Raw genomic sequence first — 14,086 nt, forward strand, 5'->3', positions numbered from 1 at the left:
CGGCCGCCAAGCCAGCCGCTAAAACTGCTGCTGCCAAACCAGCCGCCAAGCCAGCTGCCAAAACTGCTGTTGCAAAACCAGCTGCCAAGCCAGCCGCTAAAACTGCTGCTGTAAAACCAGCCGTCAAGCCAGCCGCTAAACCCGCTGCTGCAAAACCAGCGGCCAAGCCAGCTGCCAAACCGGCTGCTGCAAAACCAGCTGCCAAGCCAGCCGCAAAACCCGCTGCTGCAAAGCCAGCCGCCAAGCCTGCACCGGCCAAGCCAGCAACCCCTGCAGCTCCGGCTGCTACCCCGGCACCGTCCACCGCTCCAACTGCGTCGGCCAGCAGCACGCCTGCACCGGTAGCGCCAAGCACCACCCCAACCAGCGCTTCCTAAGTGCCGGTGGCCTCGACGCGCAGCGACTGCAGCGCGTCGTGGTCAAGGTTGGCGGCTTCGGTCGCCAAGCCTTCAAGCCATCTCGATTGACCCCCTTTCTCGCCCGTCGGCCATGTTTGCGCCAGTGCTTGCAGGCGCGTCAGCAACTGCCGTTCAGCTTCCAACTCCAGGGCCTTGACCCTTTCGCGTAGCGTCGCCAATTGCGCATCCTGCTGCGCCATGGCTCGCCATTGCACGCGTATCTGCCGCAATGGTTCGACCACGTCTTGCTGCCACGGCTGCGCAATCTGGCGCAACGCCTGCATGCGTTCGGCGGTCGGTGCAACACCGCGCTGCTCCAGCCAGGCGCCGCAGAGCAACAGGCACACATCCGCGCCTTGTGCCTGCAAGCGCAGGCAAGCGGCTTCGACGCCCGAGTGGGCATACGTCGAGAGGGCAAAGCTCCACAGGTCAGCGCACATATTCACACCCAAGCCAGCGGCCAACGAAGCTGGTAGACTCCGCCGCCATTATGATCCGACTTCAAAGCCTAACATTACAGCGTGGCCCGCAACGTCTTCTTGAAGACGCCGAGCTGACCCTGCACGCCGGTCACAAAGCCGGCCTGATCGGTGCCAACGGCGCCGGCAAATCCACGTTGTTCGCCCTGTTGCTCGGTGAGCTGACCCCGGATTCCGGGAACTGCCTGCTGCCGGCCGACTGGCGCATCGCCCATATGCGCCAGGAGATCGACACCCTGGACCGCATCGCGATCGACTACGTGCTCGATGGCGACCTGCGCCTGCGCCAGGTACAACACGACCTGGCCGAGGCCGAGAAAGCCCAGGACGGCGCCGCCCAGGCCCGCCTGCACTCGGAACTCGACAGTGCCGACGGCTACACGGCGGACGCTCGCGCCCGCAAGATGCTGGCCGGCCTTGGTTTTACCAATGAACAGATGGACCGCCCGGTGGCCGACTTCTCCGGCGGCTGGCGCATGCGGCTGAACCTGGCCCAGGCGCTGATGTGCCCATCCGACCTGCTGCTGCTCGACGAACCGACCAACCACTTGGACCTCGATGCGATCCTGTGGCTGGAGGATTTCCTCAAGAGCTACCCGGGCACCTTGCTGCTGATTTCCCACGACCGGGATTTCCTCGATGCCGTGGTCGACAATATCGCCCATGTCGAACAGAAGAAAATCACGCTCTACCGTGGCGGCTACACCGCGTTCGAACGCGCCCGCGCCGAACGCCTGGCTCAGCAGCAGCAAGCCTTCGAGAAGCAGCAAGCGCAACGTGCGCACATGGAAAGCTACATCGCCCGGTTCAAGGCCCAGGCCACCAAGGCCCGTCAGGCCCAGAGCCGGATCAAGGCGTTGGAGCGCATGGAAGAGCTGTCGGCGGCGCACGTCGATTCGCCGTTCGACTTCGTGTTCCGCGAGTCGGTAAAGATCTCCAGCCCGTTGCTGGACCTTTCGGATGCACGCCTGGGTTATGGCGACAAAACCATCCTGGAGAAGGTCAAGCTGCAGCTCACGCCGGGTGCGCGTATCGGTTTGCTCGGCCCCAACGGCGCCGGCAAGTCGACGCTGATCAAGAACCTGTCGGGTGAACTGCAACCCCTGGCCGGCCGCCTGACGCGCGGCGAGAACCTGGTGGTGGGCTACTTCGCGCAGCATCAGCTGGATTCCCTCGATTCCAAGGCCAGCCCGTTGCTGCACCTGCAGCGTCTGGCGCCGACCGAACGTGAGCAAACCTTGCGTGACTTCCTCGGTGGTTTCGACTTCCGTGGCGCACGCATCGATGAGCCGGTGTTGAACTTCTCCGGCGGCGAAAAAGCCCGCCTGGCCTTGGCCCTGATCGCCTGGGACCGGCCAAACCTGCTGCTGCTCGACGAACCGACCAACCACCTGGACCTGGAAATGCGCCTGGCGCTGACCATGGCCTTGCAGGAATTCAGTGGTGCGGTACTGGTGGTGTCTCACGATCGCCACTTGCTCAAGAGCACCACCGACAACTTCCTGCTGGTGGCTGACGGCAAAGTTGAAGAGTTCGACGGCGACCTGGACGACTACGCACGGTGGCTGACGGACTACCGTCTGCGCAACGCTCCGGCCAGCAACACGCCGGTCAACCCGGACAAAACTGACAAGAAGGCCCAGCGCCAGGCCGCCGCCGCACTGCGCCAGCAGTTGGCGCCGCACAAGCGCGAAGCCGACAAGCTGGAAGCCGAGCTGGGCAAGGTGCACGAGCGCCTGGCCAGGATCGAAACCAGCCTGGGCGACAGCGCCGTGTACGAGGCGGCGCGCAAGGACGAGTTGCGCGACCTGTTGGCCGAACAAGCCAAGCTCAAGGTGCGTGAAGGTCAGTTGGAGGAAACCTGGATGGAAGCCCTCGAACTGCTGGAAACCCTGCAAGCGGAGCTGGAGGCGCTGTCCTGATGGAAGCGCTGCAATTGCCATTGCCGACGCAGTGGGTCGAACCGGTCTGGATCGCTGTGCAAATCCTGCTGATCCTGCTGGCGGGTTATCTCGCCCAGCGCTTCGTCGCCAAGGGCCTGAATCGTCTGGGGGAGCGCTACCCGTTCCCGCCACAACTGCTGATGCCCCTGCGTGGCGGCCTGCGCTGGCTGATCATGGGCAGCGCGTTGATCTTTGTGCTGGGCCGTCTTGGTGTGTCAGCCACGGTGCTGTGGACGGCGCTGTCGGGGTTTGTCGCAGTGGCCGCCGTGGCGTTTTTCGCGATGTGGTCGGTGCTGTCCAACCTGCTGTGCGCGATCTTGATTTTCACCGTCGGGCCGTTCCGCCTGGGTGACATCGTCGAGTTGGTGGATACCGTCGACAAACCGGGCGTCAAAGGCCGGGTCGTGGCGATCAACCTGCTCTACACCACATTGATTGAAGTGCAGGACGCCGGTACCGACAGTGCGATGGTGCAAGTGCCTAACAGCCTGTTCTTCCAGCGCTCGGTGCGGCGTTGGCCCGGCACCCATGTGTTTCCGGGCGACCGCTAGTATTTACATCCTGTAAAAATATCTAGCCAGCCTTTGCTCGGCGGAGTTAGCTTTAGGCTCAACCGCTAACTCTCCCTCTGAGGTGTGTAATGGCACTCGACACATGGCTGGCCTTTTTTGTGGCCAGTTGGATCATCTCCCTGTCCCCCGGCGCTGGCGCCATCGCGTCGATGTCCAGCGGCCTGCAATACGGTTTCCTGCGTGGCTATTGGAATGCCATTGGCCTGCAACTGGGCCTGGCGATGCAGATTGCCGTGGTCGCGGGTGGCCTGGGTGCCATTCTGGCGGCGTCCTCGAACGCGTTTTATGCGATCAAATGGTTTGGCGTGGCGTACCTGGTGTACCTCGCGGTCAAGCAATGGCGCGCGCTGCCCATGGACATGAGCGAAGATTCAGCCATACGCCCGATCGGCAAGCCGCTGGCGATGATGTTCCGTGGTTTTCTGGTCAATGCCAGCAACCCCAAGGCGCTGGTGTTCATGCTGGCGGTGCTGCCGCAGTTCGTGAACCCGCAGGCGCCACTGCTGATTCAGTACCTGATCCTGGGCGCGACCATGATCTGCGTCGATATGATCGTGATGGCGGGCTATACGGGGCTGGCGTCGAAGGTCTTGCGCCTGCTGCGCACGCCGAAGCAGCAAAAGCGCATGAACCGCACCTTTGCCGGTTTGTTTGTGGGGGCTGCGGGTTTCCTGGCCAGCTTGCATCGCGCAACGGCTTGATTGACGAAACCGGATCAAAAATGTGGGAGCTGGCTTGCCTGCGATAGCATCACCGAGGTGTAACTGACGCACCGCAGTGTCTGTATCGCAGGCAAGCCAGCTCCCACATTTGTTATGTGTTGGCTCTGAGATGAGTGCTCAGCGCAGAATCTTCGGCGCTTCGTCCCTTGGCAGGTTGTTGCGCAGCGCAGGCTTGCCGGGTTCTTGATACCCGCCGCCCAGCTGCTCTGCCAATTGCCGGGCCACATCCTCACCCAAGGCTTTGGACACGTCCCTTACCACTCGCGGCCGGTTCAGACTCACGCGTAGATCGCGGCTGTTCACCAGCTTGGTGTCCTGGCCTTCACCCATCGCGGTAAATGCCGAGGTGATCTCGAAGGTGCGCGTGTTGATCAGGCTGAAATCCGCCACCAGCGTCAGGCCCAGCACGGCCGAGTAGCTGTTGGTGTGGTCCAGGGCGTTGATGTCCTGGGTGAAGTCGATGTCTGACAAGGTGCCGAACAGCACGTAGTCGGCGCCCTTGAAGTTGCCGGCCTTGATGCGCTTGATCACGTCATACACATCGCCCTTGGCGTCGGCGGTGTAAGGCGTGCCCTGTACCAGCTGGAACTGGTGCGACTTGAGAATCTCGCCCTTGATATCACCACTGAAATTACGCAGCTCAGCCTGTTCGATGTAGCTGGTGCGGCTCTCATACTCGCTGTAGCTCGACGCACCGCTGGCCTGATAGGCGCTGGCCTGGAAGTTGTTGCTGGCCGAGACCGCGTGGATGTATTCCTCGACCCGTGCCTCGTAGGCAAGGTCAGTCACCGCGATCTTCGGGGCGGCCGAGGCGCCAAAGGCGCACAGCAGGCCGATCATGCCGATCCATGCACGCATTGCTCAGCGCTCCGTGGTTTTGCGGATTTCTTTCTCGTCCATCCATTCGGCCAGGCCGCTCTCGACGTCGATCAGCTGCAGGCTGAATTTGTAGAAGACGTCTTTGTAGTCCGAGCTGCGCTTGACGATGGAGCTGATGGAGCCTTCCAGGCGGTACTTGGCGGCGACCATATTGCCGGTCTTGCTGACCGTGGCTTTTTTGTACAGGCCGCTTTGGTTTTGCAGCTTGAGCTGATCAACCTGGCTCTGCATATCGGTGTTGTCGCTGGCGAAGCGCGCAGTGCCGGTCTTCATCAGCTGGGTCTTGATCGACGTGGTGATCTCACGGGTGTCGATGTACTCGCTGGTCTTGTTCTTCACGTCATACACCTGCACGACCGGGCGGCCCTGCAAGATGCCGGACTGGGCCAGGGAGCGGGTCATGCTTTCGGCGATCATCTGCAGGTCGGTCGAGCCGAACTCGTTGGTGACCAATTCCACGGCCTTAGAGTCGCCGTAGCTGATGTTCTTGCCGCCAAGGACCGGCGAGGTGTTGGAGCAACCGCTGGCCAACAGGGCAACCACGGCGAGAATCGAGACGCGTGCAAACATGGGGAAATCTCTCTGAAAACTGATAGGTGAAGGCTTCAAGGCGTTTTCACTTCAAGACGAAAGTCCGCCGCCTGAGGCAGGTTGGCGATGGCCGGCAGGAAAGTGGCCTGGTTGGCGTACAGGTTCAGCACTTTCCAGGTTTCTTCATCGCCCACCGGGAAGCCGTCGGCGCCCAGCCAGGCAAAGCGGTAATACATCATCTGGTTGCTGCTGGTGATGTTGCTCAGCTGCACCTTGGCGGTGAGAAAGCCATTTTCGCGGGCCACACGAATGGCACCGACGGCGATGCCCTTGAACGTGCCCATCACCACGATTTTGCTGGCGGCGCTGCCAGGCTCCGGCGGCGGCGGGGTGGCACAGCCGGCGAGCAGGACCAGCGCCAGGGCGCCGAGAATGAAATGACGCATAGCGTGCTCCTTAAGGTTGTTTGAGGGCGATGGCCTGGTTGGCAGCACTCGGTACCACGTGGGCCGCGAGGCCACCCGCGAATACCTGGTTGCCGACCACGCGCAGGGTGATCACTTGATAGCGCTGGTCGGCCTTGACCGTCACCAGCGTGCCGCCCAGGGCGTTGGGCAGGCTGACCTGGTGGTCGCCGTGCTTGAGGCGCAGTCGCGTCACTTGGGTCAGGTCCGGCAGCGTGCGCCAGGTGCGAGTGTCGGCGCCTTCGGTCACGGCCGAGGCGATGCCCAGCACCAGGCCCGCCATGGGGTTGGTCTTGTTCAGGTTGTTCTGCGCCACGCCACGGCTGACCGCACGCACGGTGGTGCGCAGGATGATCCCCGGCATGTCGTCACGCAGGGCGCGGCGTGACATGGCCGTGGTGCTGTTGAGTGCGGTGAGGTTCTGTTGCCTGCCGTCCACGCCGATCTGGGCAAAGGTCGCCGTGGAGTTATCGGCCTTGATCACCGGGAACGACAGCGGGGTGATCACCAGGTTGCCATTGATCGGGATTGGCAATGGCAGGCGGATCGAATCGCGTGCCGGTGCCAGGCCGCTCTGGACCACGATCAGTACGTCGGTCTCATCGGCGCCGACCCTGGACTTGTCCAGCTCGAGCAACGCCTGCTCCAGCAGCGGCGTGTTGGGGCGCAGCTCGGCGGCCTTGCGGTAGCCGGGCGCAGCCAGGTCTTTTTCGCCGAGGGCTTCGTAGACGAAGCCTGCCAGGTAATGGCTGAACGCACTCTGGTAGCTGTTTTTCAGGCCGACCACATCCGGCGCGTCCAGCGCTTCCACCGGGTAACCGCGCAGGTCTTTGATCTGAGTGGTGACGCCTTGGCGCTCGGCTTCGTTTTCGCGCTTGAGGTATTCCTTGTCACGCAGGTCGGCGATCACCGCTTCACGTTCGTGGGTCTTCTTGATCTCGGTGCGGGCACCGTCGAAGTCATTCACGGCCAGCAGGTTCAAGGCCATCTGGGTGGTGAGCATGACTTTTTCGTAGTCATAACCTTCATAGCGACGCACTTTGTCGTTGACCAGGAAGCTGCCGAACTGGGCGAGGTACTTTTCGCTGTCGAACTTGACCGACTCTTCCCACTTGTAGACTTGCAGGTCGGCGCTGCGCCAGGCGGTCTGGCTGCCGGTGAGGTCGCCCTTGGCGCGCAACAGCTCGCCCTTTTCGAAGAAATAGAGCAGGTCTTTGTCGTCGCCGGTATTGTTTTTTTCCAGCAGGGTCAGGGCACCGTCGACATTGCCGGTGGCCAACTGTAGGTTGGTGGCTTGCAGCTCCGTGTCGTAGCTGCGAAACATCGAACAACCGGACAGCAAGGTCACCGCCGCGAGCGCGAGCGGGGTTAAGGCGCGAAATGCCATACAAACTTCTTCCCTGAAAATAATCAGCCGATGTGCCTATTCCTCATAAAAACGAGGAAATAAATTCCCTTTCGCAATAACAGGGCGCGGCATTATAGGCGCCATTACTGGCAAAACAATGGCTTTTTGCTTCGTTTATTTGTGCGATTGCCATCATGTCGACCGCGATATTTCCATCGCCTTGTCACTGACGTCTTGAGTCAAACCCCTTAACGTTAAACAATGTGTTACTTCGCATTTCCCTTTGAGATTCATTCATGACTGCCCTTTACCGTTTTCTCGCCTTGCTGATGCTGCCGGCGCTGATGTCGTGCAGCTTTAATCTGTTGGCGGCCACTGCCGAGGGCGCGCCTCAAGCCTTGCATCTGCTCGATTACATCGGGGCCGACTACCCGCCGACGGTGGACGCGGGCACGGTTGTGGATGAATCCGAATACCGCGAGCAGGTGGAGTTTCTTGGGGTATTGCAGGGCCTGGTAGCGGATTTACCCGAGAAGCCCGAACGCGCCGATTTGATAAAGGGCGTCAATGAATTGCTGGCGGCGGTGACCGCGCGTGAAGAGGGCACGACCGTCGCCCACCAGGCCCGTCAATTGGGTGCCAAGTTGGCCGTGGCGTACGAGGTCAGCCAGGCTCCGGCGATCACACCAGACCCCACGCGCGGCGCACCGCTCTATGCCCAGCACTGCTCGGTGTGCCACGGCACTGCGGGCGCCGGTGATGGCCCGGCCAGCACCGGCATGACGCCGCCGCCCGCGAACCTGCGTGACGCCGCGCGCCTGGACCGCCTGAGCCTTTACGCGATCTACAACACACTCGGCCTGGGCGTCGAGGGCACTGACATGCCGTCTTTCGCCGACCAACTCGATGACCGTCAACGCTGGGACCTGGCGACCTACATCGCCGGTTTCACCGCTGACCCGGCTGCGGCAAACAGCGAACAACCCTTCAACCTTGCCGACCTGGCCCGCCAGACCCCCAATGAAGTGCTGGCCGCAAACGGCCCGGCCGCCGCCGCGACGTTCCGCGCCCAGCGTGCGCAGCCGCCGCAGGTCAAGCGTGGCCCGGCACAGTTGCTCGATTACACCGCGACCACGCTGGACAAGAGCCTCGCCGCGTTCCGCAACGGTGATCACGAACAGGCCTACGACTTGTCGGTAGCCGCCTACCTGGAAGGGTTTGAGCTGGTAGAAAGCTCGTTGGACAACGTCGATGCCAACGTGCGCAAGGACACCGAGAAAGCCCTGATGGCCTACCGGCAGTCATTGCAGGACGGCCTGCCGATCGAGCAGGTGCAACAGCGTCTGGACGTGGCCAAGGGCAAACTCACTGAATCTGCCGGCCTGCTGGGCAGCGATGGCTTGAGCTGGTCGTTGAGCTACATCTCCGGCCTCCTGATTCTGTTGCGTGAAGGTCTGGAAGCGATCCTGGTGCTGGCGGCAATTCTGGCTTTCCTGCGTAACACCGGCCAGCAATCGGCGGTGCGCAGCGTCAACGTCGGGTGGGGCCTGGCGCTGTTGGCCGGGCTGGCGACGTGGGCATTGGCGGCGTATGTGATTGACGTCAGCGGCGCCCAGCGCGAATTGCTTGAGGGCTGCACGGCACTGTTCGCCAGCGTGATGGTGCTGTGGTTGGGCGTGTGGATGCACGACCGACGCCACGCGGCGGCCTGGCAGGATTACATCAAGAGCAGCCTGGTGGGCGGCGGCGGGCGCTTCGGCTTTGCGATGCTGGCGTTCTTCTCGGTGTACCGCGAGCTGTTCGAAGTGATCCTGTTCTACGAAACCCTGTGGCTGCAAGCCGGCCCTGCCGGGCACAACGCGGTGCTGGCCGGTGGCGCCACGGCGCTGGTGCTGCTGGTGGGCCTGGCGTGGGTGATCCTGCGCGGCTCGGCGAAGCTGCCCTTGGCGTTGTTCTTCGGCATCAACGCAGCGCTGCTGTGCGCGCTGTCGGTGGTGTTCGCCGGCCATGGCGTGAAGGCCTTGCAGGAAGCCGGCATCTTCGGCACACGGCCGGTGGCGTTCTTTGACTTCGACTGGCTGGGCATCCACGCCGACGCGTATTCGTTGAGTGCGCAGGCCGTGGCGATCCTGGCGATTGTGGTGCTGTACGGCCGCAGCCGCCTGGCAGAAAAACGCCGCGTGCCAGCCTGACCATGCGCGTGTGGATCGATGCGGATGCTTGCCCACGGGCGGCCAAGGACCAGGTGGTGAAATTCGCCCTCAAGCGCCAGTTCGAGGTGGTATTGGTGGCGGGGCAAAGCCAGATCAAACCGAGCTTTGCGTGTGTGAAGTTGATCGTGGTACCCAGCGGCCCGGATGCGGCGGATGACTACCTGGTGGAACACGCCGTGCCCGGTGAGCTGGTGATTTGCAGCGACGTGCCCTTGGCCGACCGGCTGGTGAAGAAGGGCGTCACGGCCCTTGACCCACGCGGTAAGGAGTTCAGCCCGGCAAACATGAGCGAACGGCTGGCAGTGCGTAACCTGTTTACTGATCTGCGCGAGCAGGGCCAGATGGGCGGAGGGCCGCCGCCCCATGGCGAAAAGGATAAGCAGGCGTTTGCCAATGCGCTGGACAGGATATTGACCAAGCTAATGCGCGAGGCCTGACGTTGGCGAGCGGTGTTCCTGTGGCGAGCGGGCTTGCCCCGCGTTGGGGGGCGAAGCCGCCCCAACACTTCGCGCCGCAGATTAACTGACTGACCGCGTCGCCTGAATTGGGGCTGCTGCGCAGCCCAACGCGGGGCAAGCCCGCTCGCCACAATTAGCCCTGCTCGCCACTAAGAGCTTGCTAGCCACAACGGGTGGACTGACCACCCTTAAGTGTTCGGGAGGCGATCAATCATCCTCGTGAGTCAATTCCAATACCCGATCCACGAGTTTGTTGATACCTGAGGCCACCTCGCTGATGTTCTTGCCAAGCATGTAGGCCGGGGTGCTCACCAGTTTGCGCGGGGTGTCCTCGACGATGTCTTCCACTGTGCAGTCGCGGTGGGTGGCGCCCATCTTGTCGAGGGCAGCGGCGGTGTCGGCATCGTTGCCGATGGTGCAGGTCACGCCGGGGCCGTAGATTTTCGCGGCCAGTGCCGGCGAAATGCAGATCAGCCCCACCGGCTTGCTCGCTTCGGCGAAGGCTTCCGCCAGCGCCAGCACCTGCGGATTGACGCTGCAACCTGCGCCTTCCACGGCAAAGTTCGACAGGTTCTTCGCCGCGCCAAACCCGCCGGGCACGATCAGCGCATCAAAGTCTTCGGCGCGGGCCTCTCGAATATCTTTCACGTCACCCCGGGCAATCCGCGCCGACTCCACCAGCACGTTACGCGACTCGGGCATCTCTTCGCCGGTGAGGTGGTTGATCACGTGATGTTGCGCGATATCCGGCGCAAAACATTGGACCTGGGCGCCCCGCTGGTCCAGGCGCAACAAGGTGATCACGCTTTCGTGGATCTCTGCGCCGTCGTACACGCCACAGCCGGAAAGGATCACTGCAATCTTTTTGCTCATGAGTATTTCTCCCTATTTCATGGCGTTAAATGTCTACTAATTTGTCACCTGTTGCCAATGGGATCTCGCGCCGCTACACCTAATCTTGATGTAACAAAAACAGACCGGACTAGCCCATGGACTTCGTGCCTTACGCGGTACCGTTTTTCATCGCCTTGATCGTGGTTGAGCTGCTGGCCGACCGCTGGCGCGGCGAGCGCAACTATCGGGTGGCCGACGCCATCAACAGCCTCAGCACGGGCGTGCTGTCCACCACCACGGGCTTGCTGACAAAAGGCGTCGGGCTGCTGACCTACGCCTTCGCCCTCAAGCACCTGGCCTTGATCGAACTCTCGGCCCAGAGCGTGTGGACCTGGGTATTCGCCTTTGTGTTCTATGACTTCTGCTACTACTGGCTGCATCGTTGCGGGCATGAGCGCAACATTCTGTGGGCCGCGCACTCGGTGCATCACCAGAGCGAGGACTACAACCTCACCACCGCCCTGCGCCAGACCAGTACCGGCTTCTTGCTGAGCTGGATTTTCTACCTGCCCCTGGCCGTGGTGGGCGTGCCGCTGGTGGTGTTTATCAGCGTGGCCTCGCTCAATCTTCTGTATCAGTTCTGGGTGCACACCCGCCACGTGCCCAAGCTTGGCTGGTTCGAATGGTTCTTCGTCACACCGTCCAATCATCGGGCTCACCATGCACAGAACGCTCTTTACATGGATCGCAACTATGGCGGCGTGTTCATTATTTGGGACCGGTTGTTCGGCAGCTTCCAGGAAGAAGACGACAACGAGCCGGTGATCTTTGGCGTGACCACGCCCTTGGCCAGTTGGAACCCGCTGTGGGCCAACCTGCAGTTTTATGCGCAGTTGTGGAGTGACGCGCGGCGTACCGAAAGTTGGTGGGACAAGCTGCGCATCTGGTTCATGCGCACCGGGTGGCGCCCGGCGGATGTCAAAGCCAAATACCCGCTGGCCAAGCCCGATTTGAGCCAGTTCCGCAAATTCGAAGTGCCGCTGGACGCACGCCAGCAAATCTACGTTGCCCTGCAATTTGCGGCATATGTAGGGTTTGGCAGCTATCTGATGAATGCCGGCGAAGGGCTGCCCACGGCGGCGTTGATCCTGGGCTGGAGCGCGATGGCGTCAGGGTTGTTCACGCTGGGCGTGGCGTTGGAAAATCGCCCCTGGGCCCTGAAAGCCGAGTTGGTGCGCCTGGGGCTGAATGTACCGTTGGTATGGCTGGCGCCGGTGGTGGGGCTGTGGCCGGCCAGCAATTTGGGCTGGCTGGGCCTGGTGAGTTACAGCTTGCTCAGCGTGATGGGTCTCTACTGCTGCAGAGACCGGCTTACTCGATTGGCGTCTTAGGCGCGTCGACCTTGGCGGGCTCGGCGAGTTGCTCTGCGGCCAGCCGGGCCTTGGCATCTTCGCAGGCCTGGCGGGCAATGCGCGCGTTCTTGAAGCGGCGGCGCAGCCACAGGCCCAAGCCCAGCAACAGCAGCGCGCCCAGCACCCACAGCTCATATTTCTTGATGCTGCCGAGCATGCCTTCCAGCACCGCGCCAAAATGATAAGCCGCAGCGCCCAGCGCCGCCGCCCACACCGCCGCGCCAATGCCGTTGAGCAGCAAGTAGCGCAAAGGCGGGTAGCCGGACAAGCCAATCGCCACCGGCATCACGGTGCGCAGCCCGTAGACGAACCGAAAGCTCAACACCCAGATATCCGGATGCTTGCGGATGTGTTCCAGCGCTTTGTCGCCCATCAATTGCCAGCGCGGCTTGCGCGCCAACAGTTTGCGGCCATGCTTGCGCCCCAGGAAGTACCACAGCTGGTCACCGGCATAGCTGCCAAAGAAGGCAACGACCACCACCAGATTGATATCCATGTATCCACGGAACGCCAGGAAGCCTGCGAGAACCAGAATGGTTTCGCCTTCGAAGAACGTGCCCAGGAAGAGCGCAAAGTAGCCGAAGTCATGCAGAAATTGTTGAAGCATGGTCTGGGGTGCTGGCGAAATGAACGCGCAGCCTACGCCTTCGTGAACATTCATGAAAGTATCGAGATGTGTCACGAAGTGAACAATTCCTACATATGCGACGAATGCGACTGCAGGTCGCATCGATAAGCACAACTGTCATTCCTTCGTCATAATGGCCGCTTATAACTGCAACGCTCGCCCGTAAACACGGGCTCAGGAGTCTGTCGTGAGCTTTACCCCTGCCAATCGCCTGTTCCCTGCTACCCGCCTGCGCCGCAATCGCCGTGATGATTTTTCTCGCCGCCTGGTGCGTGAAAACGTGCTGACGACGAACGATCTGATCTTGCCGGTGTTTGTGCTGGACGGTGAAAACCGTCGGGAAGCCGTGGCATCGATGCCGGGTGTGGAGCGCTTGACCATTGATCAGCTGCTGATCGAGGCGGCGAACTGGGTGGAACTCGGAATTCCGGCGCTGGCGCTGTTTCCAGTGACGCCGTCTGAACTCAAGTCTCTTGATGCTGCGCAAGCCTGGAACCCGCAAGGCATTGCCCAGCGTGCCACCCGCGCGTTGCGCGAGCGTTTCCCGCAGCTGGGGGTGATCACCGACGTGGCGCTGGACCCGTTCACCACCCACGGCCAGGATGGCATTCTTGACGAAGACGGCTATGTTCAAAACGACATTACCGTCGATGCGCTGGTCAAACAGGCGTTGTCCCACGCAGCCGCTGGCGCCCAGGTCGTCGCACCGTCGGACATGATGGACGGTCGCATCCAGGCGATTCGCGAAGCCCTGGAGCTGGCCGGCCACGTCAATGTGCGGATCATGGCCTACTCGGCCAAGTACGCCAGCGCCTATTACGGGCCTTTCCGCGATGCGGTGGGCTCGGCACTGAACCTGGGCAAGGCCAACAAGGCTTCGTACCAGATGGACCCGGCCAACAGCCAGGAAGCCCTGCACGAAGTCGCGGCGGATCTGGCTGAAGGCGCCGACATGGTGATGGTCAAACCAGGGATGCCGTACCTGGACATCCTTTATCGGGTCAAAGAGGAATTCAAGGTGCCGACCTTTGTCTATCAGGTCAGCGGTGAATACGCGATGCACATGGCCGCGATCCAGAATGGTTGGTTGAGTGAAGCGGTGATCCTCGAATCCCTGACTGCCTTTAAACGTGCCGGCGCTGATGGCATTCTGACCTACTTCGCCGCCCGCGCCGCCCAATTGCTTAGAGAGCAACAATAGCCCT

The 14,086-nt window shown here is 61.7% G+C and carries 15 protein-coding genes; 8 read left to right on the forward strand and 7 right to left on the reverse strand.

Going from position 1 to position 14,086, the window contains the following annotated elements; all coding sequences use genetic code 11:
• Positions 1 to 377: hypothetical protein (locus AACV02_RS01855; protein WP_177413681.1), on the forward strand; the 377-nt coding region annotated here is incomplete at its 5' end.
• Here AACV02_RS01855 and AACV02_RS01860 read toward each other — a convergent pair.
• Positions 374 to 838, reverse strand: a complete 465-nt coding sequence (locus AACV02_RS01860; RefSeq protein WP_119737277.1) for a TIGR02444 family protein — start codon at positions 836 to 838, stop codon at positions 374 to 376. The genes AACV02_RS01855 and AACV02_RS01860 overlap by 4 nt on opposite strands.
• A 50-nt stretch (positions 839 to 888) precedes the next feature.
• Between AACV02_RS01860 and AACV02_RS01865 the strand changes: the two genes are divergently transcribed.
• From AACV02_RS01865 to AACV02_RS01875, 3 genes are all read left to right on the forward strand, one after another.
• Positions 889 to 2,799 carry an ATP-binding cassette domain-containing protein gene (locus AACV02_RS01865; RefSeq protein WP_119737279.1) on the forward strand — a complete coding sequence of 637 codons (1,911 nt, stop codon included), beginning with the start codon at positions 889 to 891 and terminating at the stop codon, positions 2,797 to 2,799.
• Complete coding sequence (locus tag AACV02_RS01870) at positions 2,799 to 3,371, forward strand: mechanosensitive ion channel family protein (RefSeq protein WP_106575809.1); 573 nt, start codon at positions 2,799 to 2,801, stop codon at positions 3,369 to 3,371. The genes AACV02_RS01865 and AACV02_RS01870 overlap by 1 nt, the downstream gene beginning before the upstream one ends.
• 89 nt (positions 3,372 to 3,460) lie before the next feature.
• Positions 3,461 to 4,093, forward strand: a complete 633-nt coding sequence (locus AACV02_RS01875; protein ID WP_106575808.1) for a LysE family transporter — start codon at positions 3,461 to 3,463, stop codon at positions 4,091 to 4,093.
• 138 nt (positions 4,094 to 4,231) lie between these two features.
• On the opposite strand, the gene AACV02_RS01880 is transcribed toward AACV02_RS01875, so the two are convergent.
• Genes AACV02_RS01880 through AACV02_RS01895 form a run of 4 tightly spaced genes read right to left on the reverse strand, consistent with a single transcriptional unit; the run spans position 4,232 to position 7,375 of the window.
• Complete coding sequence (locus tag AACV02_RS01880; RefSeq protein WP_119737281.1) at positions 4,232 to 4,972, reverse strand: penicillin-binding protein activator LpoB; 741 nt, start codon at positions 4,970 to 4,972, stop codon at positions 4,232 to 4,234.
• 3 nt (positions 4,973 to 4,975) lie between these two features.
• Positions 4,976 to 5,563: a penicillin-binding protein activator LpoB gene (lpoB, locus tag AACV02_RS01885; RefSeq protein ID WP_106575805.1), complete on the reverse strand. Its 588-nt coding sequence runs from the start codon at positions 5,561 to 5,563 to the stop codon at positions 4,976 to 4,978.
• A gap of 35 nt (positions 5,564 to 5,598) precedes the next feature.
• Positions 5,599 to 5,970, reverse strand: a complete 372-nt coding sequence (locus AACV02_RS01890; RefSeq protein ID WP_106575804.1) for a YcfL family protein — start codon at positions 5,968 to 5,970, stop codon at positions 5,599 to 5,601.
• Positions 5,971 to 5,980: 10 nt separating this feature from the next.
• Positions 5,981 to 7,375: a COG3014 family protein gene (locus AACV02_RS01895; protein WP_119737283.1), complete on the reverse strand. Its 1,395-nt coding sequence runs from the start codon at positions 7,373 to 7,375 to the stop codon at positions 5,981 to 5,983.
• A 257-nt stretch (positions 7,376 to 7,632) separates the two neighbouring features.
• On the opposite strand from AACV02_RS01895, the gene AACV02_RS01900 reads away from it, so the two are divergent.
• Together AACV02_RS01900 and AACV02_RS01905 are read left to right on the forward strand one after the other, a co-directional pair.
• Positions 7,633 to 9,528 (forward strand): FTR1 family protein, encoded by a 1,896-nt coding sequence (locus AACV02_RS01900; RefSeq protein ID WP_119737285.1) that lies wholly within the window; start codon positions 7,633 to 7,635, stop codon positions 9,526 to 9,528.
• Positions 9,529 to 9,530: 2 nt separating this feature from the next.
• Positions 9,531 to 9,986 (forward strand): YaiI/YqxD family protein, encoded by a 456-nt coding sequence (locus AACV02_RS01905; protein ID WP_101273534.1) that lies wholly within the window; start codon positions 9,531 to 9,533, stop codon positions 9,984 to 9,986.
• Positions 9,987 to 10,214: 228 nt separating this feature from the next.
• On the opposite strand, the gene elbB is transcribed toward AACV02_RS01905, so the two are convergent.
• Complete coding sequence (elbB, locus tag AACV02_RS01910) at positions 10,215 to 10,880, reverse strand: isoprenoid biosynthesis glyoxalase ElbB (protein ID WP_119737287.1); 666 nt, start codon at positions 10,878 to 10,880, stop codon at positions 10,215 to 10,217.
• Positions 10,881 to 10,996: 116 nt separating this feature from the next.
• Between elbB and AACV02_RS01915 the strand changes: the two genes are divergently transcribed.
• Positions 10,997 to 12,232 carry a sterol desaturase family protein gene (locus tag AACV02_RS01915; protein WP_106575800.1) on the forward strand — a complete coding sequence of 412 codons (1,236 nt, stop codon included), beginning with the start codon at positions 10,997 to 10,999 and terminating at the stop codon, positions 12,230 to 12,232.
• Here the strand turns inward: AACV02_RS01915 and AACV02_RS01920 are convergent.
• On the reverse strand, positions 12,213 to 12,860 hold the full coding sequence (locus AACV02_RS01920; protein WP_106576073.1) for a DedA family protein: 648 nt from the start codon (positions 12,858 to 12,860) through the stop codon (positions 12,213 to 12,215). The two genes, AACV02_RS01915 and AACV02_RS01920, sit on opposite strands and share 20 nt — an antisense overlap.
• Positions 12,861 to 13,068: 208 nt before the next feature.
• Here AACV02_RS01920 and hemB point away from each other — a divergent pair, with 208 nt between their 5' ends.
• A complete protein-coding gene (gene hemB, locus AACV02_RS01925; protein ID WP_119737289.1) occupies positions 13,069 to 14,082 on the forward strand; it encodes a porphobilinogen synthase in 1,014 nt (337 codons plus the stop codon).
• The last annotated feature ends 4 nt before the right edge of the window (positions 14,083 to 14,086 follow it).

Source organism: Pseudomonas sp. Larv2_ips, assembly GCF_963879675.1.
Taxonomy (GTDB): domain Bacteria; phylum Pseudomonadota; class Gammaproteobacteria; order Pseudomonadales; family Pseudomonadaceae; genus Aquipseudomonas.